The organism is Colwellia aquaemaris (assembly GCF_057548755.1).
Genome location: NZ_BAAJLV010000009.1, coordinates 62173 through 87457 on the forward strand (window position 1 = coordinate 62173; position 25285 = coordinate 87457).

Consider the following 25285-nt stretch of genomic DNA (forward strand, 5'->3'; position numbering starts at 1 on the left):
ACAAATTAATAATGCAGTTAAGTAAATTAACTTAAGATAATTTTTCCAAATTAGTTAAAGCAAATTCTATTTCTCTATCACCAAATAAGTTTAACTTTCGCTTTGCCCATTTAGCGCCAGCAGGCCAATTGGCTATACCTTCTTTAATAGACTCAACTGTTCTATCACAACCTTGCTTAGTAACAAGCCAATCTACTGTAGATAAAAGCTCTAGACCAAAAGGAGATTCAAAGCCATTAATCACTTCAGTTGCTTCTTCTAATGCGGGTAAATATTCTTTAGCTTCAGTATTTAAGTACGTTGAAACTTTTAGCTTCTCTGATTCATTAAACCAAATCACATCTAACGGTTCGCAATCAGGAATTCGTTTATCAGACTTTAAATAACTACCATCTAACGCATTCAATAAATGATCTAGATTATTGGCATATGGGCCATAATAGTTTGCTTCAAACTTGAGCTTTAATTCATTCTTCAAGCCTGTATTTTCGATGGTTCTTTGTAAAAACCAAGCGAGCTTTTGAATTTCCAATAAACTACATTCCATGCCCAAAATCCAATAGCGTCTCACTAATTCTGCAACCAATGCTCTTGCTGGAGTAAGTTTTTTAACGCCTGATTTTTTAGCCACATTTTGATATTTGTTGGTAGGCTCAAACACAATAATGTTTGTTGTTTCAATGTCTGATAATGCTTTTTCAATTTCTACTTTAACATCAGGCCAAGACAATCCACCTTGTCCTGCGCCAAGTGGTGGTATTGCTATAGAACTAACATTATTGGCCTCTAAAAAATGGCGAAGGTCGATTAAACCATCTTGTATCCATTCCATTTTAGATTTTGCACGCCAATGCTGCTTAGTAGGGAAATTAACAATCCACTGAGGACCCATTAACTCGCCTGTTTGAGTCACAAACATTTTGCCAGTATTTACTTGTTTAGCTTTACAAGCGCTAGCATACTCAGCCATGTTTTTAGGAAAGCGCTCTTTGAACATTAATGCAATGCCTTTCCCCATAACCCCAACAGTATTTACTGTATTAACGAGTGCATCTGCTTGTGCTTCGAGCAAATTACCTTGTGTATAAGTGATCATTAGAAGTACCATCCCGGACGTACAATAACGTCCAAATTCATATTGCGCTGTTGAATATGTTGTTTTAATTGTTGTTCAACTTGCGTGTTGTAACAAGCTATACCGACTAAAGCATTTATCGGACAATGCTGCTTTATTAATGCTTCTGCTTGGTATCGTTCAAACTTGGCTGGATCATTTAGATCCCTAGCAAAATTTCGCGTTTGTAAAATAGGCCAATCAATTTTTCCCAAGTGATTCAAATCAGAGTAAAAATTCGCCCACTGATAGTATGCATGCATGTCTGTATAGACAAAATCTAAGTTCAGTTGTTCAACTTTGTGTAACGATGATACCAAAATAACGATATCTTCGTTAGCCCTCTGTATAACACCTCGCCCCGACTTAATATTGAGTAACATTGGCGAGAAAGGGGTAAAGTAAAACGGCACATAGTCATTTAAAGAACCAAATGGTGAAATAGGCACTGGATGAGTTGCTCGTTTCTGTATCAACTCCGAGCTTCCTATTGCTTCCCAATTAGGTGATTGCACCTGACTATTGCCACAAAATAAACCGTTATCTAAAATCCACGGAATATTATTGCGATGCACAATACGCCATATCAGCGCTTTTTGTGGGTTAAGGGTCTGACTATAGTTATACAATTTACTCACCAACAAACATTACAGAATTAATATCTACATGACAATTAACATTATGTGAATTCACCAGTCTATCTACGACTGCTTTAACTCGTGCATCTTTGACATAAATACAGAAAATCAAGTTAGGGTTTACACTCGTAGGCGACAAACACTCAGCCATACAGGCTACTTTGCACGCTCTATCATCATAATCTCTTTCTTCCATCAATTCCCAATCAATCGCTGAAAAGCCAGCATCATAATCTAAAATTTGATAACCCTCTTCAGCTAAAGGATGTGTAGGAACAATTTGCCAACCATTTGCTCTAGCCGTAGCTCTCTGAAGAGAAATTAATACAAAATCTTTATCTGAGTGAGTACGTTGAACACCATAATCAAAAGGGTTCTTGGCAAAAAAGTGAAAAGGTACAAAATTATCTAAACTATGATTTGCCCGTGAATCTAAAATTTCACCATCAGCAACATCATTAAATTCATCATTGTTTAGTTCACATCTAGGTTGCAAACCATGCTGAAGGATTGATTCTAAATTCTCTAAATCGGTTAGGTGATATATTAAGCTTCTGTCTCTAATCATTAGTAATTCCTTTTATTTAATATGGCAACCTAGTGCGGCCTGTAAGTAGTTGTTGCATCATGCCTTGCTTGATTTGGCGAGTTTTCGTCAAGCGCTGTTCAAGTGTTTGGATTTCGTTATCCATATCTGAGAGGATATTGGCGATGGCGGTTTGTTCTTCTTTTGATGGTAGTGTAATCAACATGTCAGAAATCATTTCTCTGCGAACAGAATCCACAGAAGACTTTGCTGTCATAGACATGATCCTATCGTAGAAGAAATTACTGAAATAAATATAAAAGTAGTAACCATCAATACGTTCACCAAAGTTATGCATCAAATACACTCTTTGGTGATAGTCAAATTTTCCATTAATATAATGAAAAATTTTGCCAGTACCAACACCGTCTCCAGCAGTAAGCACCGCTTCACCATCGAATGAATAAGAATCAATTCGCTCAACGGTCTGCGATCTTACAAAGAATGGATATTGCCCATTTGATAACTTGTCTTGAGTGTTTCGGCTGCCTGTTGTAATGGACACAACAGAACCTATTTTATCAACCTCCCAATCCTCAGGGATTTCGCCTAGTTCGCTGGGTTTTGTGCCTTTTGGCTGGCCTTGGCTCTTACCTTGGGCTGCGCCTTCTGTGTAAGTGGCGAATTGCGGTAAACGGGTTTTGCCTGTTAGCAGTTGCTGCATGGTAGCGGTTTTAATCGCTTGTTTTTTCGCGATCAGGTTTTCTAATTCCATTAATAGCGCATCAACATCAGATAAGGCATTGGCAATAGCGGCTTGTTCTTTAGTGTGAGGAACAGGAAACTTAAACTTCAAGGTTGTACCTATACCAAAGAAGTTCATAGCGCTACCACTATCCTGACCCTGCACTTGATTTTGTACCCAAAATGATTTCATTATATGGTAGAGGTACAAAGGTTTTATTAAGTCATTAGATCTTAATAGCGTTAACTGAGGTCCAATATTTCCATTAGCGATACTTTCGTCAACGAAGGCTATTGCACCAACTGAAGCCCCTCGATTTGTAAATAAAACATCGTTTAGTTTTAGATGGGCTTTTGCAAGTTGTTGGTGCTTTTCTTTTGAAATGAAGTCTATTTTATGACTGTTAATATTTCCTGTTTTACCCAGCACTTTAGACGTTAGGAATGGTATACCAAAATCTATAAATTCAGATGATTTAGGATAAAAAGCGCCATAGTTACCGTCTTGTACTTTATTACATACATCTCCTAACTGTTTTACATCCCAATCTTGGGGAATTAATCCAACTTCAGTTTGTTTATATTCTTCAGCTATTTCCTGATTCGCGACTAAACTCATAGTGACCACTCCAATCCCATTGATTTTAGGTGGCCTGAGACCTTATCACCTAAGTCATAAACCGATTGAGTTAATGTTGGTAGTGGCGTGCTATAACGCAATTCTAGCTCTTTAACACGGTTAGCCATTTGTTGCGTGACACGTTCAATTTCAGCAACGATATTAGCTTGCAATGTGGCTAGCCATTTATCATCGACAATTAGGGTTTTTATTTCATCAATAGTTAGTTTTGAATATTGGTTAAATACGCTTAAATCGAGCGCTTCTTGAGCCTCTTTTACCGCTTTTTTAGCTGCGCTTTCAGCGTTAAACAATTTGGTTGCTTGTTTAAGTGCTTTAACTTCATCAATGTCAGTTGCCAGTTTAGTTCTAGCAGCAACGCTGGCTTTAGTGATTTTGTCTTTGTCGTTAAGTGCTTCAACTAATGAACCATCTTCACCACCATTTTCTTCAAGGTAACTTTCTAGTGCTTGAGTTGCTTCATCTTGTTTAGCTTGCAGGGCATCAACTTGCGACTGTTCATCAGCAAAGTAACGAGCGACAATAAGCCTTGGTGGAATAAGTTCAGCTTTGTATTTTTTCTTGTTGATAATTAAATCAGGTGTTTCTTTGCTCTTGCTAGAGACAGTCTCGCCTTTCTTAGCCACTAGCTCACGTAAAGTATTACCTGCTTGCCAATCGTCTTGCGCCAGTACATAAACATCGTCTTGAAGGGTATCAGCCCAGTAATCCATGAGGATTTGGTAAATATCGTATTTACTGAGTAGTTCGCTATTGGCATAGGCGCTAAGCAAGTTTTCTGAAATGTTAAAGATAAAGTTTTTCGGGTTATCCCCGACTTTTATCTCTTTTAATTTAGCTTCTGGTATCCAATTTTTAAATGGTAATAAGCTGCGGCTGGCAAAGTCTTTAAACTCTTGATGAGCAAGAATGCTGCTTTTAACCGCACTTGCTTCAATCATGCCGTGACTGTAACCGTCACGCGCAGGCTTGAAAAGAGTTGCACGAATGCTTGGGAATACTTGCCAGTAATGCTCAAGGGCATCAATATCACGATTAGGAATACCGCCTTGCAGGTGAGCGCTTAAATCGTGTAAATCTTCTGGCTCAGATGAGTCGATATAACGAGGGATATTAAGGTTAAAGTCATTCTTGGCTATTTCATCAAGCGGCACTATTCGGCTAAATCGATCTAACTCTAAACCTTTGTTAAATACATCAACAACTTTGTGAATGTCTTGGCTACGCAGGCGGTTTTTGTTACCGTCTTTGATAAAGCCTTTAGAGGCATCAATCATAAATATTGGCCGGCCTGATACGGTTGGTAGCTCTGTATCACCTTCATTAAAATTAGTGACTGCTTGTTGTGCATGTTCTTTATCAATCACAATAATACACGCAGGAATACCAGTGCCGTAGAACAAGTTAGCAGGTAGACCAATAATACCTTTGATGTAACCTTGTCTAATTAAATTTTCACGGATATTAGCTTCAGCATTACCACGGAATAATACACCGTGCGGTAGTATCACCGCGCCTTTACCCGTACTTTTTAAGCTTTTGATAATGTGCAGCAAGAAGGTGTAATCACCATTTTTCTCTGGTGGAATACCCCAGGTAAAACGATTGTATAAGTCATTCTCTGGATTTAGTCCGCTGGTCCAGTTCTTATTCGAAAATGGTGGGTTAGCCACTGAAAAATCAAAAGTTTTTAGTTGACCATCTGCATCTTTCCATTGCGGCTCTGAAAGCGTATTACCTTTGAATATTTTAGCCGTAGTGTTGTTATGCAAAATCATGTTCATACGAGCAAGTGCGCTGGTGGCGTTATCCATTTCTTGACCGTAAATAGATAAACCACGCGGTGCTTCATCACTGGCTTTCAATAATAATGAACCTGAGCCAGATGTGGGATCATATGCGGTTGCGTCTTGTGGTGTGTTTTCATTTATACCAACCACTTTAGCGAGTATTTGAGAAACCTCAGATGGCGTGTAAAACTGGCCTTTTGATTTACCAGACTCAGTAGCGAAATGACGCATTAAATACTCGTATGCATCACCTAATAAATCGTCTCCGCCAGCGCGGTTGCTAGATAAGTCTAATCCTTGAAATATGCCGACTAGCTTAGTGAGGCGGTCGATCATTTCTTTGCCTTTACCAAGCTTGTCTTCGTCATTGAAGTCGGCAACGTCAATTACGCCTTTTAGGTCGTTCTCTTCTGCAAGGGCTGCGATGATTTTATTAATTTTATCGCCAATTTCTTTATCGCCTTTGGCAGCCACCATGTCGTCATAGCTAGCGCCATCAGGCACAACAATCATACCGTAAGGGTCACCTTTGTATTTGTCGCTGACGTACTTCATGAATAACATCGTAAGTACGTAGTCTTTGTATTGACTGGCATCCATACCGCCACGAAGCTCGTCACAGCTAGCCCATAGTGATGAATAAAGTTCTGTCTTTTTAATTGCCATTTAATTGAAACCTTTAGGGAAATGCTTAAGAGTAAAAACGAAATTGAGCTGTAAACAATAAATCTAATTTTGACGTCGTTTAATATGAATAAAGCGCCATATTCTGTATTCTATGTAAGCGCATAGAATACTATAAAATATCTAACTACAATAATTAATTACCTGTAACAAATGCAATTTTTTACTAATCAGCAACCAATTTAGTAACCGCTGCCTTTAATACCTTTTTAGGCTTTCTTCCGTTCAACAAACAGCGCAACTAGTTCTTTGTTAATGTAATAGTTACTTCGGCCTATTTTTTCTTTATGCAACAAGCCTATATCAACTAATTGATCTAAGTACTTTGCAGCGGTTAAGCGGGTTACTTCAAGGTCATTCATAACAAACTCAATTTTTGTGTAGGGATGATTAAATAAGTTATTAAGTAATTCTTGGCGATATATCTTAGGTAGCTCACTACGAATTCTTTGTTTAAACTCTTGCATGAGCACTTTAATATTTTTGATCATGGCTATTGTTGCTTTGGCCGTTTCAGCTATACCATCAAGCATATATAGTAGCCATGGTTCCCATTCCCCAGTATCCCGAACAGCTTGCAGTTGCTTGTAATAGTCGGATTTGTTCTCAATTAAATATCGACTTAAATACAGTACAGGCAAATCAAGTAGATCTTGCGCCACCAAATACAGCATATTGATAATACGCCCTGTTCTACCATTACCATCATAGAATGGATGGATACTTTCAAATTGATGATGAATTATTGCCATTTTCACTAATGGGTCTGCACTACAAATTTCATCATCGTTAATATACTGAACAAGATTATCCATCAAGCGCTCAATATCTTGAGGATGCTGTGGGGGTGTATATATTATTTCTGCCGTCTGTGCATTTTTTAGTTCAGTGCCTGGTAGTTTTCGAAGGCCCGCTTTATTTCTTTCTAGCGTTTGTTGAATCTCTAATATATCAGAAAGCCTGATAAGTCCTGTTCCACGAACTAATGCAAACCCCTGTCTTAATGCTATTGCGTAATCTTGAACTTCTTTGGTTGTTGGGTTTATTGCAGCTTCAGTTAAAAGCTCAGCTTTGAATAGTTCATCATGAGTAGTAATTATATTTTCTATTTCAGAGCTGTGTTTAGCCTCTTGTAAAGTGAGGGTATTAATTAAAATGGCTTCATTAGGTATTGATTCTGCCACACCTTTTAGCTCAGCAAGGTACCTATGAGCAAGAGCGGTCTTTTTTAATACTGCCCGACTTTCCCATTTCTCGATATCTGCTAATGGTAGATTTTCCATTTTTGCACTCATAATTAACTGGTTAGATATGTATATAAACGGAGTTAGTTTATACATATCACCTTTATATGTATAGAAAATCAAAATATTTATACATGTCATATTATATATATATAGAAAATCGAGAAACTTATACATGTGACAGTACCATGTATAAATATATCAATAATTTCGATACGTCTTTATATGGTTTTGGTACAGAGATTAAGAATTGTGGCAAGGTCGTTTAGAAACGTGTAGACAACAATCTATTATTCCCTTCGCACTAAATAGTTATAACTTGCCCCTTAGCTTCCATCGATCTCCATCTATAGAAATAAGGTCTTTTTTAACGCCCTTTTTCCCAGACTTCAAAAAGCGAGTACCAAATAGAGAAAGATCACCCTTTGACGAAATATAAGCAGATTCGAATACAATTGATATTTTTCTTCCCTGATCATCAACATAATCAACAATGTCACCGATGTGGCCATCGATTTTCATTAGTGCATATTCTAGTACCAGCTCATCTCTTTTAGCTTCTAGTTCACAATAAGTTTTGTCGATAGTGCTAGATACATCAGTAATGTTTTTTAAAAACACCTTACAATCTTCACTTAAATCTAAACTAAGTATTTTAGCTAACTCTTCAGAGCACCCTAATATTCCCTCCCATTCACTACAAGTATGATCAAATTCATTAAAAGCGTTTTCTGCTTCTACAGCTTTTTTCTTAAGTTCAGATAACATATTTATTAAAAATTCCTTTATGATTCATAATGATTGAAAACTATTCTACTATGTCTAACAAAGCATGATCGCCTTGCTAAGTATTTGACGACATCTATACTTGATCAGCCTGATCAAATTCAAAAACAGTGATCAAACCCTAATCCATTGAAAAATAATAGATAACCATGAATTAAATAATTTTTTGATTGTTTGGTTAGTGAGTAATTTTAGTACGCTGCTTTAATTACCCTACGTGCAAGTACCATCAGGTCCGTATACCCTGCCATATAATAAGCTTTGCTTTTGTTCAGTTTTTCACGAAAAAAAATAGCACCTTTATATCTTTCTTTATGCTGTAAATATACTCCCGAAACCGAGCCCCAGTACTCATCTTGCTTTTTAATACTATCTAATTGTTCCATACACAAGGCTCGATACTCAAACCTTGTAAGCTCTATATCAAGCGGTACACCATAGCGCACCCTCGCTCTCCCTCCATGTTTTATAGCATTTTGATTACCTTTGGGTGCGCCAGCACCTTCTCGTTTACCACCTCTAGGCATAACTGACTTCCTATTAAATTTATTTAAGTATTGAATAATTTAACCATTAACTATCAAGGAGGTGGCTTCTCTACAACTGGTCTATTTCCTATTACCTTTTTAACTTTTTTATTTAAGTAATTATGGTTTCTATCTTTACTTTGATTGCGTGTTATACATCTTATTCTTAGCCTTTCTCTTTTAACGAGCACTAAACTATTATTTAATTCATGATCAGAAGTACAAGCTACGCTTGCCTTATTCAGCTTCTGCTTATTTTTATAGGTAATTTCAGGGTTAACAAATAATATGTCACTTTTCGGTATAATGTTTTTATTTCTGGAACGACTGAAACCGTAACTTTTAGCTAAGCCATTCTTTTCTTTCGTATAATTCTTAGTTAAATAACTTAAACGATAAATTACTGGGTCAATGCTATTTTTGTTACCACGTTCCATGACTGCCAATGAGTTTTCCACAAAATGAACTGTGCCAGAGCAATGTTCATTCCATGCCCCCTTAAGCCTCTGCTCCATTTCATATGCACTTTTAACTTTATGACCACTAAAGAACAATGCCAAGTGATAATGTTGTTTTTCAGATTCGTTTTGCTCCCGAGTATAAAAGTAAGTGAAAGTGCAACCATACGTTTTCTTTAGTTCCTTAACTTGCCTAGTTAAAAAATCAGACATGACCCTATTGTTGTTAGAAAATTCTTTTGGACTAAAATCAATTCTTAGACTCGCAAACTTTGAATAATCAAATGCTGCTTTCTGGATTATTGTTATGACTCTATTTAACGCATTAAAGTTTAGGCCTTTACTCGTTTTATACACGGGGTAAGAATGATCTTTAAAAGGGAAAAGCTCCGAATTATCTTTTGTTATTAAAAATGACATTGAAATATTTAGTACCGTTTATATTACTTATATATCCGCTTAAAAATATTTAAATAAAATAGATGTAAGCCATATTAAATAAGAGATTCTGAGGTTAGTTGCTGCTTGATATTAAATGGTAATAGTGTCTCAATGTGTATCATCACACTTGAAAAATATAATTAATTCTTTTCATTATCGTATTGCTCAGCTATCCATTGTTGAACATCTTTAAATAACCAGATAGACCTACCGCTCTGTTTCATTGAGGGTTGAATGAATTTGCCCGATTTAATCCACCTGGCTAATGTTGCACGACTAATGCTTAATAATTTCTGAAGTTCAGGCTTGCGCATCAATCGATTTTCTTCAATGTATTGCTCGATCGGTGGTTGAGAGTGATTCATTAATACTCTCCCTTTGAGTTCACCACTTCCCGAGTGTTAACAAATTCCATTAATTCTGAATAAAGCCAACATACAGCCGAGCCACCAGATGGGTTTAGCTTCCTTCTTTTAGGAAATAAGCCCTGTTGCTCTAAATTCCATGCAGATGTACGACTTAGTTGTGTGATTAATTGACGCTCTTTTTCACGCACCAAACGATCGGCTACAATTGTTTTATTTTGATCAATCATGTTTACTTCCGGTTATTGTTTCTTGGAAGTAATGTAAAAGTTTAATTTATTTTTAAAAATACCGATCTGCTAGCAGAATAGGTATTTAAAAAATAAATTATAAAAAATATGATTGAAATGACTCTTTAAAGTGCTTACTTATCCAAAGATTTATATCGTCCATCTCGTGACTTTTCCTCCCTCGCTTAATACCAATATTCAATTCTTTCATGACTAGCTTAATGTGGGTTTCAATTTCCTTAGTACTTAGAATAACTGAGGTTCGTTGACTCATAAAAAATTGTCTAATCGCTGAGGCTTTGGTATTTAAAGTTCGGTCATGATAAAGGTTCTCTTCCAACATTCTTGTAACGATATCTGCTACCAATTTCTTTTCTGGTAATTTCTTTTTTTCCTTTTCTTCAGGACCTTTTCTCTGGCTTTTTTTAGATTGTTTATGCTCATACAATGCTGGGATATTCTCAACATTCTCATTAAATTTGTTTATCTCGACGCCTGTTTCAATTGAGATAGTTAAAAGCTTTTCCAAAAAATGAAGGTCATTCTCATCTAGAGATTTGGACAAAACATGAAATATAGGTAATAGCTTACCTGCAACATTTTTTCGTATTAACTCTGAGCTATTTAAGTAGTGTTCTGCTAATGACTTTGATTCAAATTCTTTTCTAGGGATAAGTGTTATAGAAGTTAAAATATTTTGTAGAACTTCTGGTGTAGTTTGATCTGTAAATGAGTATGGGATCTCAAAGTCGACTTCTTCACTTTCTTTTTTATCTAAGGCTTCTATTAATAATGATCTATCAGTATAAATTAGCTGTTCTTGTGTAGGCTTCAAGTCAGGAAAAAGTTCTGTTTTTGTTTTCATTTTTTATTTGTTCACAATTGGTGCGGTTAAATTAGATACGATATTCAAAGCTGATTTTCTTTCATCAAAGTAGTCATACCTGTCATATATTCCTTCTACACCTTTTAGTTTATGATTTAAACAACGTTCCGCGATATGAACTGCTATACCAGCCTTAGCCAATAAACTGCGACATGTTCTACGTAAATCATGCACTGTAAAATGCTCGACGCCGGCATTACCAAGTAAATTAGGGTAGGGCTGTTTGTTACTATCTACTTTCTTGCCAAACATTTTTGCTAGGGCATGGTTTAGTGTGTCGTCAGAAATATACCCCCTACGTTTACTAGCTCTCCTTGATGGGAATACAAATTCAGAACCAGCAGATCTCACTTTTAATTCTTCAAGCCAACCTAAAACACTACCAGTTAAAGGGATGGTTATAGCAACGCCAGTTTTACTTCTATTTTTTGGTAAGTTCCATAACTGCTTTTCAAAATCAATCTCTTGCCATTGAGCAGCGATTAGTTCTCCTTTTCGCACGCCTAAACATACGAGTAGCGCCACAGCTAAGTAATTATCTCTTGTAAAAATATGCGAATTATCACGCAATATATGAAAAACAATTTCGAGTTCGCTGATATCGAGTATACGTGTTCGACTTTTCTCAATTCCGCCGGCGTCAGATATTTTAAAAGCACTAGCTGGATTCGAATTTGCTAGATCAAGTTTACAGGCATGGTTAAAGAGTTGTTTGCAATAAGCTAAAGTATCATTAGCAATTGACGGGCGCCCACTGACTGATACTTTTTGAAGTATAGCTCTAATGTCACGGGCGTTAACCTGCTTTATAGCTAAATCACCAATAAGTGGCTTTATTTCTTTTTCATAAATTCTTTTTGGAATGTTAGGAAACTTAAGCCTTTTTGATAAATCTATATACCAATCATCAAACAACTGATTGACTGTTTTTATTGTTAATTCATTTTCCCTAGCACGTTCCGCAAGCGGATCGACTCCTTCTCTAGTTTTTTGCTTAACCAACGCTGCTTCTAACTTAGCAACAGCTAAAGACATGCTAGGGTATTGACCGCCGGCAATACGCATAAACCTTCTTTTACCATTTATGCTATACCTAACCTCCCAATAAGCTTTGCCTATTGTTTGAACTCTAATATACAAACCGTCTCCAATTTGCTTTCTGGCAACTACTCCAGTTTTTATAAATGCTTTTATCTGTTTGTCATTCATAGAGATTTTTCTCAAATGGTTACTAATAATATTAGTAACCATTTTAGTAACCACTTTTTAGTTAACTTTACGAAACAGTATAGAACAACAAAAAACAAAAAGCCCCACAAAAGTGAGGCTTTACAATGTATTATTTACAAATCAGAACAAAACAAAGCACTATTCTATATTTTGGATCTGTTCACGCATTTGCTCAATCAAAACCTTTAATTCAACCGCTGAATTAGTGATTTCGGCATTAATAGATTTTGAACCTAAAGTATTCGCTTCACGGTTAAATTCTTGCATCATAAAATCTAAACGACGGCCTTGTGCACCACCCTTTTTCAATATGCTGCGAGTTTCTTTTACATGGCTGAATAGACGATCAATTTCTTCATCTACATCCATTTTTTGTGCTAATAGCACAAGCTCTTGTTCAACACGTGACGATTCAAGTTCAATGTTTGCATCTGCAAATTTGTCAGTAATACGCTTACGCTGCCAAGCAATAACTTCTGGCATATGGCCTTTTACTAGCTCAGCCTGTTCAACAATACCGTCTAGGCGTTGTTCAATCAGTAACTTCATATTGGCACCTTCATCTGCTCGCGCTACTATGAAGTCTTTCAATGCTTGATCAAAGCCGACGAGAATTTCAGCTTGAATAGCATTCATATCTGATTCTTCAGCTTCCATTACACCCGGCCAACGCATAATTTCTACAGGGTTAATTTGACTATTTAATGTTTGCTCATTGATCCAATTTGCATGTTTAAGCAAATTTTCAGCAAGTGCAGTATTCATTGTTAAATTACTTTTTTCACCAGCTTTAGCATTAAAACGCAGGTTACATTCAACTTTACCGCGGTTTAGCTGTTTACGAAAACGTTCACGTAACACGGGCTCTATGCTTCTAAATTGCTCAGGTAAACGAAAGTAAGTCTCTAGAAAACGTTGGTTTACGCTGCGAATTTCCCATACTGCATTACCCCATTCCCCTTTAACTTCATGGCGGGCGAATGCTGTCATACTGTGGATCATAGAATTTCCTAAATTTTGAATTTAACTAATATAGGAATTATGCCTGAGGTCGGTAATGGTATCTACTAGATTAAAGTGAATAAAAGCGAACTTTGAGGTCCGCCCTTATTCAAAAACAAAGCTTTGCTGACTAGCTAGCACTTTCCTGCCAGCGCTTTTTAAGATGATCCGCTACGCGGAACGAGTTGGCGTAAATAGTAAAAGTATACGGAACACTGCCGCCAGTAGGCATAAACGAGGCATCAGTAACAAATAAGTTTTCTACTTCGTGTGCTTGACAGTTTTTGTTTAACACCGACGTTTTTGGGTCATCACCAAAGCGGCAACCGCCAGCCATTAAGTTGGATGCTGGTGTGCTGCTTATTGATGATGAAACATTGGTCGCGCCCATTGCCACTAAAAGTTTTTCAGCTTTCTCCGCTAAATATTCCCCCACATCAATATCATGGTTATGGGCACCAATACGTATTTTAGCAACGGGATCGCCCCATTTATCGGTAACTTCATCATCTAAACTGACAAAGCAGTTATCATTTGGCAACCAGTCATTAAACACTTCAAAACGTAAAGTTTTATAGGTGGTGAATTCAGTTTTCATACTTTGCTTAAGCTCTTCACCCCATAATAACTTTTCGCTATCTAGTTCTTCATCATATTGCCATTTAGTGCCTTGCGCGCGAGCTATCGGGTTTTGATAAAATAAGAAATCTATGGTGCCCCCCTTAGCCTTGCCATTACGATTAACGCCGGTAAAGGCTTTGTCGTCAATTTGATACCAATCTTGCAAAGCACGATTAATAAATGGCCCAACTTGTTTCAATTGTGCCTGTTTCTCTTTGTTTAGGTCTTTATAAAAGAAATCACCTCGGCCAGTGCCGCCACCACTGAATATTAAGTTTTTACCTACTAAACCATTATTGTTGGCGATACCATTTGGGAATTTCTCGCCCTTTGACGCTAACAATAAACGTGATGTTTCAACCGCTTGGCAAGCCACAACATAAAATTTTGCTTGCGCTACTTTTTTACGCCCTGCTTTGTCGTAATAAAGCACACCTGATATTTCGCCTTGACTATCGGTTTCAATTTTATAAACTTTTGCATGCGGTGTTATAGTGCAGTTTCCTGTCGCTACGGCATGATTAAGTAATGCTGCACGGCCACTACCTTTAGCTCCTGATGAACAACCATAACTACTGCAATAGCCAGAATATTCACAACTATTTCGCCCCATTGCTGGTCGTGACAATATTGCCCTTGGTACAGGTACCGCGTGATAGCCAATTTCTTTTGCCCCCTCATCTATCCAAGACGATATTGCGTGTTCTGCAACAGGCGGATATGGAAAGTCAGTTGAACGAGGCTCTTGATGAGGATGCTCAGAAACATGGCCCGAAACACCCACGACTTGCTCAACCTGAGCGTAATATGGTTCAAGTTCATTATAACTAATTGGCCAGTCTTCAATATTAGCCCCTTCAATAGCACCAAACTCTGATTTCAATCGAAAATCAATTGGCTTTAAGCGATGAAAATAACCACTCATAAAGTTCGACGAGCCACCAACAACTTGGCCATTCCAAAAGCTCCAGCCAGATTCACTTGTAGCTTCACCTTGCCAAAAACTTTCACCGTCTTCAGTTTCATATTCTTCTTCAATAACGTGCTGTTCATCTTCAAGTTTCGGGTTATAAACATCACGTAAACTAATAGCCAACTCATCTTTGAAGAACTCTTTTTCAGTAAGCCATGCTCCCTTCTCAAGCACTAAAACTTTTGCGCCAGCTTTTGCCAAGGTATATGCAACAGGTGAAGCGCCAGCACCACTACCCACTATACAAATATCATATTTCATGCTTTTCGAGTTCCTACTTGCTTGCCCATATATTGCTGATGGCTAACCACTTGTGTGGTCGTTGTATTTGAAAATGGGCTTAGACGACTTAAATTGATCGGTTGTTGCCCTGGTAACTCATAATAACGTTGCCCAGCTTTTGGTAGCGGAAAACCTGCTTGATGCTCTAACCATTGCCACCCTATACCGTTAGGATTGCCACCATAACTAGGCGGGGCAAGCATGGCCTCAAAAATATAACCAACTAAATTGCTTAGCCAGTTTTCACCAGCACTTGACTTACTAATTGCTCGTAGAATAGTTTCTTTTTCATCAACACTTAACGAAACAAAATTTTTCTTCAATTGGCTATTGCTAAAGCCATTTAACCAACCAACACCTTTATAAATAAAATCTATCTCTTCAGCTTCTGTTGGTTGTTGAAAAACAATATTATATAAATACTGTGTCGCGTGAATTTCTTTGGCACTTGGCCCAGTTGGCGATTCTGGCAGTAAGTGCGCAAGTACCGCATCTAAAGTTAACCAAGGGTCAGTTTTCAAAGCATTATTAAGTTTATTACCAAGTGCTGCCGACCAACTGCGCATTGGCATTGCCGCAACCATAGTTGCTCCGGCTGCAGACTTTAAAGCAGTACGACGTGAAAGCTTTTTTTTCAACCATTTAGGTGTTTGATAATTATCGTCAACAAATGAATTAACTTGCGGCATTACGTTCACCTTTTGCTGTTGAACTGTTGTCATTTTTTTGATTATTTTTAACCTGCCATTTATCTAAAAATTGTGTCCAATATTCCACGGAATATTCCAAGTTATCTAATAATTCGGCAGTATCTTTTGATAGCAGCATACGGCCACTGTTAGTTGATACATACATATGCGGATAACCTTGTACTGGCGGTAATGACTTCATAAACGCTTCATTTTCATTACTATCACTAACGCTAATTTTAAGCACTACATAGTTATCATGTAACTGTTTATACACCGCTGGATTAGCTTCTAAAAAAGCATCCATTTTGTGACACCAAGTACACCAAGTGCCACCTATTTCGATAAGCACATTGCGATCAGTTGCTTGTGCCAACTTAATTGCTGCTTGTGCATCTTTAAACGGGTCACGATTGTCGCTGTAGATTTTACTGTATAACGGTAGTTCGTTAGCTACACTTTGCACGCTATCTTTGGCGCTCGCTTTATTTAAAATAAATAAACTCGATAGAAATAAAACAATAAGCAGATGAAATTTCATAAATTTTCTCTATTACGTTGGCATTTAATACCAACTGACGATAATTACACAATAGAATGACCTTACAACAATTAACTATATTTCAAATTAGTGAATTGTTGTACTCAGAAATACCTGATTCATGTTTTTTAAAAAATATTACACGACATTACACGCCATTGAATGACCTTATTCATACTGTTAGCCTGTTTAATTAAAAGTAGCTTGCTATTAAGAGACTTAGCATACGCATATCTAAAGGTGATTTATGTTTTATATTATAGCTTTTATAGCTTTGGTCATTGTTTTTTTACTTATTTCACGAGGAAATACAGTCAAAGAAGCGCCTGTTTCTTATTCACTGAAAGGGCCTTTATTTACCCCTGCAGAGAGAACATTTTTAGCTGCGCTTAATCAAGCATGTGGCGTAAACGCTATTGTTTTTGGCAAGGTCAGAGTGGCTGATGTTATTAAACCACAAGCGGGTTTAAACCAAAGCCAATGGAAAAGTGCCTTTAACCAAATTTCTGCAAAACACTTCGACTATATTTTATGTGACCCCATAAGCCTTGCCGTTATGGCAGTTGTTGAACTTGATGACAGCCGCCATACTCAACCTAAAAATGTTGAAAGGGACACATTCGTTGATGATGTTTGCGCAACGGCATCACTAAAATTACATCGTTTTTCTGCTGAATACGCCTACGATAAGGATGAAATACGCAAGATACTTTTCCCTGAATTAGAAAGTGCTAATGCGGCTTAATTAACTACAACAATAACAAGGTAACTGCGCGTAATTGCAATAATAAGCTCGCGTTGTTAATCGACGTACAAATTTCAAATTATACGCAATAACCTTTCCTTTCATTTAATCGCTATAGCGCATAAATTATTGGTTTTGTTAACGAGATAGCCAGCACCTTAAAACCTCTGAGGTGCTGCGCTGTTATATCAACAAATCAAAATAGCGATATTTCAAAATACTTGCGACATCATTATGTCAAATTGCTAGCCGAACGATTATAATGCGCAGCAATTATACTACGATAGGAAATTCCACATGCGTCCAAGCGGCAGAACTTTAGGGCAAATTCGTCCTGTAACCATTACTCGTCAATTTACAGCTCATGCAGAAGGTTCAGTACTTATTGAGTTTGGTGACACCAAAGTTATCTGTACTGCTACTGTTGAAGAAGGTGTGCCACGCTTCCTTAAAGGTCAAGGAAAAGGCTGGATTACTGCTGAATACGGTATGCTGCCTCGTTCTACTCATACTCGTATGCGTCGTGAAGCGGCAAATGGTAAGCAAAGTGGTCGTACATTAGAAATTTCTCGTTTAATTGCTCGTTCATTGCGCGCGGCGGTTGATCTAGTAGCACTTGGCGAAAATACCATTACTGTTGATTGTGATGTTATTCAAGCTGACGGTGGCACTCGTACAGCATCGATTACTGGTGCTTGTGTTGCTTTAGTTGATGCATTAAACCATATGCGCGCTAAAGGCATTATCAACAATAACCCGCTTAAGCATATGATTGCCGCAGTTTCAGTAGGTATTTATAAAGGCGAAGCAATTGCAGATTTAGAATATGTTGAAGATTCTGCTGCTGATACCGATATGAACGTAGTGATGACTGAAACAGGCAAGTTAATTGAAGTACAAGGTACCGCAGAAGAAGAGCCATTTAGCTTCGACGAAATGCAGCAAATGCTAAAACTTGCTAATGATGGTATTAACGAGTTATTTGATATCCAAAAAACGGCTTTAAATTAAGCTAGAGATAGGAACTAATAATGAAAGATTATCAACGCGAATTTATTGAATTTGCTTTATCTAAACAAGTATTACGTTTTGGTGAATTCACATTAAAGTCAGGTCGCACTAGCCCGTACTTTTTCAATGCGGGTTTATTTAACACGGGTGGTGATTTAGCTCGTTTAGGTCGCTTTTATGCGGCCGCTTTACAAGACTCTAAAATAGACTATAACTTGTTGTTTGGCCCTGCTTACAAAGGTATTCCAATTGCGACAACAACAGCCGTAGCATTGGCTGACGGTTACGATATTGATATGCCATATTGTTTTAACCGCAAAGAAGCAAAAACTCACGGTGAAGGTGGCAGCTTAGTTGGCTCAGCATTGACAGGTAAAGTGATGTTGGTTGACGATGTCATCACCGCAGGCACAGCTATTCGTGAGTCAATGCAAATTATTCAAGCCCATGGCGCAGAGCTTTCAGGCGTGCTTATTGCCTTAGATCGTCAGGAGAAAGGCAAGGCTGAACTTTCGGCTATTCAAGAAGTAGAGCGTGACTTTAACACTAAGGTTATTTCTATTGTGACCTTGGCTGATTTAATTAGCTACTTAGAAGAAAAGCCAGATATGGTAGACAGCTTAGCTAGTATTAAAAAGTATCGTGAAGATTACGGTATTTAAGTGATAGCTAAATGCGAAACTAAAAAAGCCTGCAATTGCAGGCTTTTTGTATTTTGGCTATATAAAATATACGCTAGGCCGTCAGTTCAAATTGATGGCTCGCTTGTTTATCATAAGCTTGATTAATATTTAAATAGAACTGTTCTATACGCCCTGCTCGCTGATCAACCTCAAGTGGTCGACTCGGTGCTAACGTCTCTTGTGATGACAAGGTATGATGAATGTGGCGATCAAAATCGGCACTACTTTCATTGCTGCCACGGTTATCATCATCTTGAAATATTGCTTTATCTCGATATAAATTTCCAGGCTCAGGCTTGGTTTTAGCATCTTCAGCATTTGTCGCTATTAGCTCAGCTTGTGCCTCAAGAATAATGTTTGCAGCAGACGCAGCAACTCGCACATCTTGTGCTGATGGCTGTGCCGGAGCAAGTGCAGCAGCTTGCACTTTTTTCATTTTAGCTATGGTTTCTTTCGGATCCCCCGCTACTGGAGTTAAGTCAACCGAAACCTCACCTTCAACAGCATATTTTTTACCATCGGGACCAATTTCAAATGAATATGACGGAGAGCCAGTAAATGCACCACCAACGGCAGCATGCGCCATTTCATGAGTGCGAACTTCTTTGTCGCGGTTTTCTAATTCTCGAATAACTTGTTTTTCAGCAAACACTTCAGCATCTGACTTACCGTCATTTTCTACTGATTCAGCATTCTCTTGCGAATTATTAGCTGTGGTATCTTCATTGTTATTTTCAGTCGGGTTGTCTGAGGCGTTTTGTTGAGAGCCTTCATTGCCATCAGCATCGCCATTTATAGAAGCACTTGCTTGCTCTGCCTGCTTACGTAGATTTGTGAAGTCGACCTGTTCATTAACTTGAGCAGGAGTACGGCCGCGTTCTTTGTCTGACGCTACCCCCTTTTCAGCCGCCGACTGACTCAAGGCTTCAGGTTTGGTAATGATTTCTCTTTGCTGATTTTCACGGCGCAAGCTATCTGTCTGCGGGTTAACTGCAGTTTGTATGGGTAAATTATAACTTTGCGGTGTGATATTCATCAGAGGTTAAACACGTACATCGATTAATGTGCCTAAGTTTTCATCAGCAGATTGAATTACTTCAGCTGACGCTTGCGCTTGCACTTCTGCAACCCGCAAGTTAACAATAGATTCTGTTAATCCATTCGGCTCATTTGTTGAGGCAGTTTGAGTTGGAGTATTAGTTTCTAGCGGCTGTTCACTTATCTCTGCACTTGCAGCAGAGCTTCGTGCAATATCGCTCGCAGCTCTGTTTGCTTCTTCGGTCGCGGTTTGAAAGCCTTGCACGCCAGCATTAAATGCTGATTGTATTTCCATAACTTTCTCCTAAATATATTCGTTTAATTATTAACCAAAACAGGTAAAAAGTAAACTATTTGGCCTTGTTTAAACGTTCGAACAGCCAGTCTGTCAAAATTGCAATGAACTCGCTTTGGTGGGAAATAAACGGTGCATGTGAAGCTTGTTCAAAAATATAGCTTTGGCTATTTGGTGTTAGTTGGTCAATAAGTGGTATAACTTGCTTTGGCACTAAACCATCGAGTTTGCCGTAAAGCCTTAAAAATGGCTGAGTGATATTTGCAATATCGTCAGTCATATCTGAAGTTTCTAAAAGTTTGAGCGAGTCATCTAATACATGCTGGCTTGGTAATTCATATTGCATGACTAAATCACGAATTTTCTTAATATCTTGACGAATATGCGGGCTGCCCATCGCCTGAATTTTTAAAAAATTATTAATAGTTTTTGTGGTGTCTTTTGCCAGTTGCTGATGGAACATTGCCAAGACATTTTCTTTAATGCCAGACCAGTTCTCACGCTCTACAAACTGTGGGGAACTCGCCACTGTAACTAGGCCAAGTACTTGCTCCTTGTAACTCGTGGCAATTTGACTAGCAACTAAACCACCCAATGACCAACCAATGTAAACAGCTGGTTTGCCAATTGCTTGCTGTATAGCAGTGGCAATTTCAATTAACGAGTATTCAGCAAGGCAATATGAGCTATTAGTAGCAAAACCTGGTAGGTCAACGGTAATCACTTCAAAGTCAGCTTTTAGCTGTTCAATACACGGTTGCCAAACTGCGGAATTTAATCCCCAGCCATGAATAAGTACTAACGGAATACCTTGCCCTTGGCTCGCAATTTTCAAACTTTCTGCCATGCTTACTACGCTCAATATAAAATGAGCGCATAGTTTAACGAATGGGTGCTAAAAATGGAATTTGGCAATCACATCCTTGCTGAAAATTTATTAAATATTAAACAAAAAGTAATCCAAGTATTATGCAAACTTAGACTGTCGATAAGTTGCTGTACTTTATGTGGCAATGCCTGCCAGCAGCATCAGCTACTTTGCCTGTTTTGCCAAGAAGATTTACCTTATTTTAAACGAGATCTCGTCGGGTTCAATTTATTGCTGTGGCCGGCAATTAATCAAATACTGCCTAAAGCCCAGTTTGACCATCTACTAAGTTTAGGGCCCTACCAATGGCCATATTCGCTGTGGATAAGCCAACTAAAATATCAAGGTCGAACTGAGTTAAGTGGGCTATTAGCTTTTTTGCTCAACCAGCATTGGAGTAGCTATTTAGCTGAAGAGAACCACAGCGCAATAACAAAAAATACCTTAGTATTGAGTGTGCCACTACATATTAGTAAATGGCAAAGTCGAGGCTTTAATCAAGCACACTTAATAGCCAAATGTTTTGCTCGACAATTTAACTACCGCTACCAACCCGAATTATTGCTACGCCAGAAAGTAACACAAAGCCAAGTAGGTAAGTCAGGTGTACAGCGTAGAAAAAATTTGGCTCAGGCTTTTATCATCAACCCAGCATATAAAAAGATAGCCACCGAACATGTTGTACTCATTGATGATGTCGTGACAACCGGTACAACTGCCAATGAAATTTGTAAATTACTTAAAAAAAGAGGAGTGCAAAAAATTACCCTCCTCAGTATTTGTTTAGCCTTACCTAACTAATCTAGCTTGTTAATGCTTACTCTGCAGGATTAGCACTAAAGGTTTTAGCAAAGAATAAGCTATTGGAAATTATTTTCATACTACCTAAAAAATAACCTCTAAATGCAAAGTTGTCGGTACTGGCAATAACCTTTCCCTTACCCACATTGTGCGCAACTAATGTCGGATTATTTGCCAAAAGATTCACTAAGTTTTGGTCGGTATAACCGCTTAATAACGGTGTATTACTGTATTTAGCAACACTCACAAACGGTGCCGAGGTTTGTTCCATTATAACGGTACTATTTCTAAACACAGGTAATGCATTTGCTTGATAACCATATGCTAAAGGATGACTGGTATCTAATTTCGCTTGAAAAATAGCACCTGCAATGCGTTTACGGCCTGCTAAAGTTTCTTTATCACCATACGTTAGGTGCTCAGTATCAAATAATTGATTCAAATGGTCTTTACTCACAAAGTCCATTTTCAGTAATTCTTTATCTGCTAACCAGCGAGCAGCACGTTTTTGAGCAAACACCACTCCACCAGCAGCCAACCACGATTTCAACTTATTCAACGCCGTACCATTTAACTTATTATACTTGCCATCAACCATAATAATATGACTGTATTTGGCCAAGTCGATAGCCGCCAAGCGTTGCCATTCAACCACAGTAACGGGAATTTCTAGCAAGCTGTCGATGTAATACAGCATTTCACCTGCTTCATATTGAGATGTGCCTTTACCACCCACCATTAACACTTTTGGTGTTGAAATTGGACGGAATGAACTACTACCAATATCAATACCTTGTGCGGTAAGCCCTGTTGTTAACGCCGACATGGCAATATTATTTTTCGATGCAAAGTTTGCTACTAAATCACGCCAATTATTTACAGTTTGATTACTTGCCGGGATTATGATGGTGCCTTTTTCAAACGCTTTTTCAACGCCATTAACAGTTGCAGAAAAGGTTTTCGTGGCGACCTTAGTATTTATCCCTGCCTTTGATAGTTTATAAAGTACTTTTGGCGCCAAAAAGTCGTACCATTCAAAAGCATAGACATACGCTGCAGTATTAATTCTATCGGATGCAGAAGCTTTAGCTTGCCATGGCGACTTTTCAGTTTTTAGGCCCCAAGTACTGTTTAGCTTCGCAAACTGAATATTCATCGCTAATGGTAAAGTCCAGCCAGAAACATCATAGAAAGTATTGTCTTGAAAGTTTTTCTGTTGGTTAAACAAAGCTTTAATAACACGATATTGAGGTTGGGCTAACGGAATATAATAACTACGTTTGGCTAGATAATTATTTTCTTGAACCTTAATGTCTTGCGTTACTGGGTAAACTTGAATTTGGTGTTGCTTTAATTTTGTTAGAAAGGCCTGTAAACGGTAGTCGTCTTTAGCTTCAGTAAATATATAACCATTAAAATTTTCATCGCTTGCTTGCTGCTTGGCAAGCTCAAAAAACTTCTCTCGGTAAGCTTTCAGCTTTGCTTGGTTTTTCCATGCACCTTCAATGGTCGACAACGAAGTTAACACATGATTTTGCACACCATATTCAAACGTTAGTAAACCATTCACCGTGTCTTGTTGAAAACCTCGGCTACTGGCCTGCTCAAATAAAATACCGATGCCACCATTAATATCTGGGTAGGTAGAGCCTTTGCCATAATAAAAATCATCAAAGCTTTCTTCACTGTAATACAAACGATCCTTAGCATCGAGCGCTTTGGCGTGATAGGTTGCTAATAATTGCGTCAGTTCAGTGTTCGTTGCCGGTGTCAAAGGATGAGTGCGAGTTGGAATACCCGGTTGAAAGAAATAGCTACCATTAGCGCCCATTTCATGAAAATCGCCTAAAACATTCGGCTGATATTGATGAAAATACGGAATTCGGTTTTGGCTTTCTTTTTGAGACAACAGCAACCAATCGCGATTTAAATCAAAACCGAAATGGTTAGTGCGACCTGTTCGCCAGTTTTGATGATGCTCAATATGGTTTGGATCGGGGTTGTTTGTAATGCCGCGATGTGTGGTAACCCAGTTTACAAATCTGTCCATACCATCTGGGTTAAGGCTAGGTTCAATTACAATAATGGTGTCGTTTAGCATATCTTCAACAAGCTTGTTTTCAGACGCTGCCAAATGATAAGCAACTACCATAGCAGCATTGGTGCCACTAATTTCATCTCCGTGCACACTATAGCCAAGCCAAACCACAAGCGGGTCGTTCGCCGAAGCGGCAATATCGCTTCTTCGTGCAAGTATTTGTTCAATATTTGCTAAATTCTTCGGGCTTGAAATTGTCAGTAGAACTTGTGAGCGAAACTGAGTGGTTCTGCCCATTTCTTCTATCATTACACGCGAAGAGCTTGCTGCTACCTGATTAAGGTACTGCACAACTTGATCATGACGAGGGTGACGTTCACCAATGCCAAAACCTAACGACGATTCTGGTGTTGGTACTAATGCGTTATAGCTTTCACTACTAGGTAAGTAGGTACTTACATCTGCACTGTATACTTTAAAATTAGCTAAGGTTGCAATGGTAACTAACATTAGCAACAAAGAACGACACGACAATAACAACATAAAAAGTTTCCTTATTCTATTGCCCGATAAAATAACAAAATAATGCTCTATGAACCAGTTATCTTATAAAATCAGCACTTAACAGCTAGATCTAAAGTAATTTTCTCGTGTTATTAATTGCAATATATAAATTATGCCAACAAGTACTAGCGCCAAAAGTCAGAGCAGAGTAAAATGCTCATACTTGAGTAGAATAGTCGGGTATTGAGGTCGTCAATCCCAGTAGTGAAGAGTAAAAAAGTATGATGATTAACATTTCAGAAACTGCACAAGAGCATTTTGTAAAACTACTTTCTCAGCAAGCTGAGGGAACTAGTATCCGTGTATTTGTTGTAAACCCTGGAACAGCTAGTGCTGAATGTGGAGTATCATATTGCCCTGCTGATGCGGTAGAAGCCGACGATATTGAACTAAAATACGAACATTTTTCAGCGTATATTGATGCTGATAGTAAGCCGTTTTTAGAAGAAGCAGAAATAGACTTCACCACTGACCAAATGGGCTCTCAATTAACCTTAAAAGCACCTAATGCTAAGTTACGTAAAGTGGCTGATGACGCGCCTTTATTTGATCGCGTAGATTACTTCTTAAAAGCAGAAGTTAACCCACAACTTGCAGGTCATGGCGGTGAATGTACATTAATGGAAATTACCGAAGATGGCTACGCTGTTCTACAATTTGGTGGCGGCTGTAACGGTTGTGCGCAAATTGACGTAACGGTTAAAGATGGCATTGAAAAACAATTGCTTGAGATAATGGCCGGTGAAATTAAAGGGGTTAAAGATATGACTGAGCACCAACGCGGTGAGCATTCATATTACTAAGTTTTTATAGCATAAATTAGCTATAACA

General features: G+C 38.1%; 26 protein-coding genes. 5 read left to right on the forward strand and 21 right to left on the reverse strand.

Translation table 11 applies throughout. The features are described from left to right. Window positions 1-31 precede the first annotated feature (31 nt). From darG to AC27HL_RS17995, 17 genes are all read right to left on the reverse strand, one after another. Window positions 32-1096: a type II toxin-antitoxin system antitoxin DNA ADP-ribosyl glycohydrolase DarG gene (gene darG / locus AC27HL_RS17915; protein ID WP_487082424.1), complete on the reverse strand. Its 1065-nt coding sequence runs from the start codon at window positions 1094-1096 to the stop codon at window positions 32-34. Continuing rightward, window positions 1096-1743, reverse strand: coding sequence for a type II toxin-antitoxin system toxin DNA ADP-ribosyl transferase DarT (gene darT, locus AC27HL_RS17920; RefSeq protein ID WP_487082425.1), 648 nt, complete (start codon window positions 1741-1743; stop codon window positions 1096-1098). The genes darG and darT overlap by 1 nt, the downstream gene beginning before the upstream one ends. Before the next feature lies 1 nt (window position 1744). Continuing rightward, window positions 1745-2320 (reverse strand): DarT ssDNA thymidine ADP-ribosyltransferase family protein, encoded by a 576-nt coding sequence (locus tag AC27HL_RS17925; RefSeq protein WP_487082426.1) that lies wholly within the window; start codon window positions 2318-2320, stop codon window positions 1745-1747. A gap of 16 nt (window positions 2321-2336) precedes the next feature. Beyond that, window positions 2337-3641 carry a restriction endonuclease subunit S gene (locus tag AC27HL_RS17930; RefSeq protein WP_487082427.1) on the reverse strand — a complete coding sequence of 435 codons (1305 nt, stop codon included), beginning with the start codon at window positions 3639-3641 and terminating at the stop codon, window positions 2337-2339. Further along, the gene (locus AC27HL_RS17935) at window positions 3638-6118 is read right to left on the reverse strand and encodes a type I restriction-modification system subunit M (protein WP_487082428.1); all 2481 of its coding nucleotides are present in this window, start codon (window positions 6116-6118) and stop codon (window positions 3638-3640) included. The genes AC27HL_RS17930 and AC27HL_RS17935 overlap by 4 nt, the downstream gene beginning before the upstream one ends. Before the next feature lie 227 nt (window positions 6119-6345). After that, on the reverse strand, window positions 6346-7557 hold the full coding sequence (locus AC27HL_RS17940) for a Fic family protein (RefSeq protein WP_487082429.1): 1212 nt from the start codon (window positions 7555-7557) through the stop codon (window positions 6346-6348). A gap of 135 nt (window positions 7558-7692) precedes the next feature. Continuing rightward, window positions 7693-8148, reverse strand: coding sequence for a hypothetical protein (locus tag AC27HL_RS17945; protein ID WP_487082430.1), 456 nt, complete (start codon window positions 8146-8148; stop codon window positions 7693-7695). 209 nt (window positions 8149-8357) lie between these two features. Continuing rightward, on the reverse strand, window positions 8358-8693 hold the full coding sequence (locus AC27HL_RS17950; protein WP_487082431.1) for a hypothetical protein: 336 nt from the start codon (window positions 8691-8693) through the stop codon (window positions 8358-8360). 53 nt (window positions 8694-8746) lie between these two features. Next, window positions 8747-9571 (reverse strand): YagK/YfjJ domain-containing protein, encoded by an 825-nt coding sequence (locus AC27HL_RS17955; RefSeq protein ID WP_487082432.1) that lies wholly within the window; start codon window positions 9569-9571, stop codon window positions 8747-8749. Between the two features lie 161 nt (window positions 9572-9732). Next, window positions 9733-9957 carry a helix-turn-helix transcriptional regulator gene (locus AC27HL_RS17960; RefSeq protein ID WP_487082433.1) on the reverse strand — a complete coding sequence of 75 codons (225 nt, stop codon included), beginning with the start codon at window positions 9955-9957 and terminating at the stop codon, window positions 9733-9735. Next, on the reverse strand, window positions 9957-10187 hold the full coding sequence (locus AC27HL_RS17965) for a helix-turn-helix transcriptional regulator (RefSeq protein ID WP_487082434.1): 231 nt from the start codon (window positions 10185-10187) through the stop codon (window positions 9957-9959). The genes AC27HL_RS17960 and AC27HL_RS17965 overlap by 1 nt, the downstream gene beginning before the upstream one ends. Window positions 10188-10284: 97 nt before the next feature. Then, window positions 10285-11052 (reverse strand): hypothetical protein, encoded by a 768-nt coding sequence (locus AC27HL_RS17970; protein WP_487082435.1) that lies wholly within the window; start codon window positions 11050-11052, stop codon window positions 10285-10287. A 3-nt stretch (window positions 11053-11055) separates the two neighbouring features. Then, complete coding sequence (locus tag AC27HL_RS17975) at window positions 11056-12282, reverse strand: tyrosine-type recombinase/integrase (protein ID WP_487082462.1); 1227 nt, start codon at window positions 12280-12282, stop codon at window positions 11056-11058. Between the two features lie 159 nt (window positions 12283-12441). Further along, window positions 12442-13305 carry a YicC/YloC family endoribonuclease gene (locus AC27HL_RS17980; protein ID WP_487082436.1) on the reverse strand — a complete coding sequence of 288 codons (864 nt, stop codon included), beginning with the start codon at window positions 13303-13305 and terminating at the stop codon, window positions 12442-12444. Between the two features lie 130 nt (window positions 13306-13435). After that, window positions 13436-15160, reverse strand: coding sequence for a GMC family oxidoreductase (locus AC27HL_RS17985; RefSeq protein WP_487082437.1), 1725 nt, complete (start codon window positions 15158-15160; stop codon window positions 13436-13438). Next, window positions 15157-15870, reverse strand: a complete 714-nt coding sequence (locus AC27HL_RS17990) for a gluconate 2-dehydrogenase subunit 3 family protein (protein ID WP_487082438.1) — start codon at window positions 15868-15870, stop codon at window positions 15157-15159. Before AC27HL_RS17990 ends, AC27HL_RS17985 begins: the two co-directional genes overlap by 4 nt. Next, complete coding sequence (locus AC27HL_RS17995; protein WP_487082439.1) at window positions 15857-16411, reverse strand: thioredoxin family protein; 555 nt, start codon at window positions 16409-16411, stop codon at window positions 15857-15859. The genes AC27HL_RS17990 and AC27HL_RS17995 overlap by 14 nt, the downstream gene beginning before the upstream one ends. 247 nt (window positions 16412-16658) lie before the next feature. On the opposite strand from AC27HL_RS17995, the gene AC27HL_RS18000 reads away from it, so the two are divergent. The 3 genes from AC27HL_RS18000 (at window position 16659) to pyrE (ending at window position 18829) form a co-directional block, all read left to right on the forward strand. Continuing rightward, complete coding sequence (locus AC27HL_RS18000; protein WP_487082440.1) at window positions 16659-17156, forward strand: DUF2726 domain-containing protein; 498 nt, start codon at window positions 16659-16661, stop codon at window positions 17154-17156. Window positions 17157-17453: 297 nt separating this feature from the next. Next, window positions 17454-18167 (forward strand): ribonuclease PH, encoded by a 714-nt coding sequence (gene rph / locus AC27HL_RS18005; RefSeq protein WP_487082441.1) that lies wholly within the window; start codon window positions 17454-17456, stop codon window positions 18165-18167. 20 nt (window positions 18168-18187) lie between these two features. Continuing rightward, on the forward strand, window positions 18188-18829 hold the full coding sequence (pyrE, locus tag AC27HL_RS18010) for an orotate phosphoribosyltransferase (RefSeq protein WP_487082442.1): 642 nt from the start codon (window positions 18188-18190) through the stop codon (window positions 18827-18829). A gap of 73 nt (window positions 18830-18902) precedes the next feature. Here pyrE and AC27HL_RS18015 read toward each other — a convergent pair whose 3' ends face one another. Genes AC27HL_RS18015 through bioH form a run of 3 tightly spaced genes read right to left on the reverse strand, consistent with a single transcriptional unit; the run spans window position 18903 to window position 21030 of the window. Next, window positions 18903-19886 carry a putative metalloprotease CJM1_0395 family protein gene (locus tag AC27HL_RS18015; protein WP_487082443.1) on the reverse strand — a complete coding sequence of 328 codons (984 nt, stop codon included), beginning with the start codon at window positions 19884-19886 and terminating at the stop codon, window positions 18903-18905. Window positions 19887-19892: 6 nt separating this feature from the next. Beyond that, on the reverse strand, window positions 19893-20183 hold the full coding sequence (locus AC27HL_RS18020; protein ID WP_487082444.1) for a hypothetical protein: 291 nt from the start codon (window positions 20181-20183) through the stop codon (window positions 19893-19895). A gap of 55 nt (window positions 20184-20238) precedes the next feature. Next, the gene (gene bioH, locus AC27HL_RS18025; protein ID WP_487082445.1) at window positions 20239-21030 is read right to left on the reverse strand and encodes a pimeloyl-ACP methyl ester esterase BioH; all 792 of its coding nucleotides are present in this window, start codon (window positions 21028-21030) and stop codon (window positions 20239-20241) included. Between the two features lie 54 nt (window positions 21031-21084). Between bioH and AC27HL_RS18030 the strand changes: the two genes are divergently transcribed. Further along, complete coding sequence (locus tag AC27HL_RS18030) at window positions 21085-21852, forward strand: ComF family protein (RefSeq protein ID WP_487082446.1); 768 nt, start codon at window positions 21085-21087, stop codon at window positions 21850-21852. Window positions 21853-21868: 16 nt separating this feature from the next. Here AC27HL_RS18030 and AC27HL_RS18035 read toward each other — a convergent pair whose 3' ends face one another. After that, the gene (locus AC27HL_RS18035) at window positions 21869-24433 is read right to left on the reverse strand and encodes a M14 family zinc carboxypeptidase (protein ID WP_487082447.1); all 2565 of its coding nucleotides are present in this window, start codon (window positions 24431-24433) and stop codon (window positions 21869-21871) included. 245 nt (window positions 24434-24678) lie between these two features. On the opposite strand from AC27HL_RS18035, the gene nfuA reads away from it, so the two are divergent. Beyond that, on the forward strand, window positions 24679-25257 hold the full coding sequence (nfuA, locus tag AC27HL_RS18040; protein ID WP_487082463.1) for a Fe-S biogenesis protein NfuA: 579 nt from the start codon (window positions 24679-24681) through the stop codon (window positions 25255-25257). Window positions 25258-25285 lie beyond the last annotated feature (28 nt).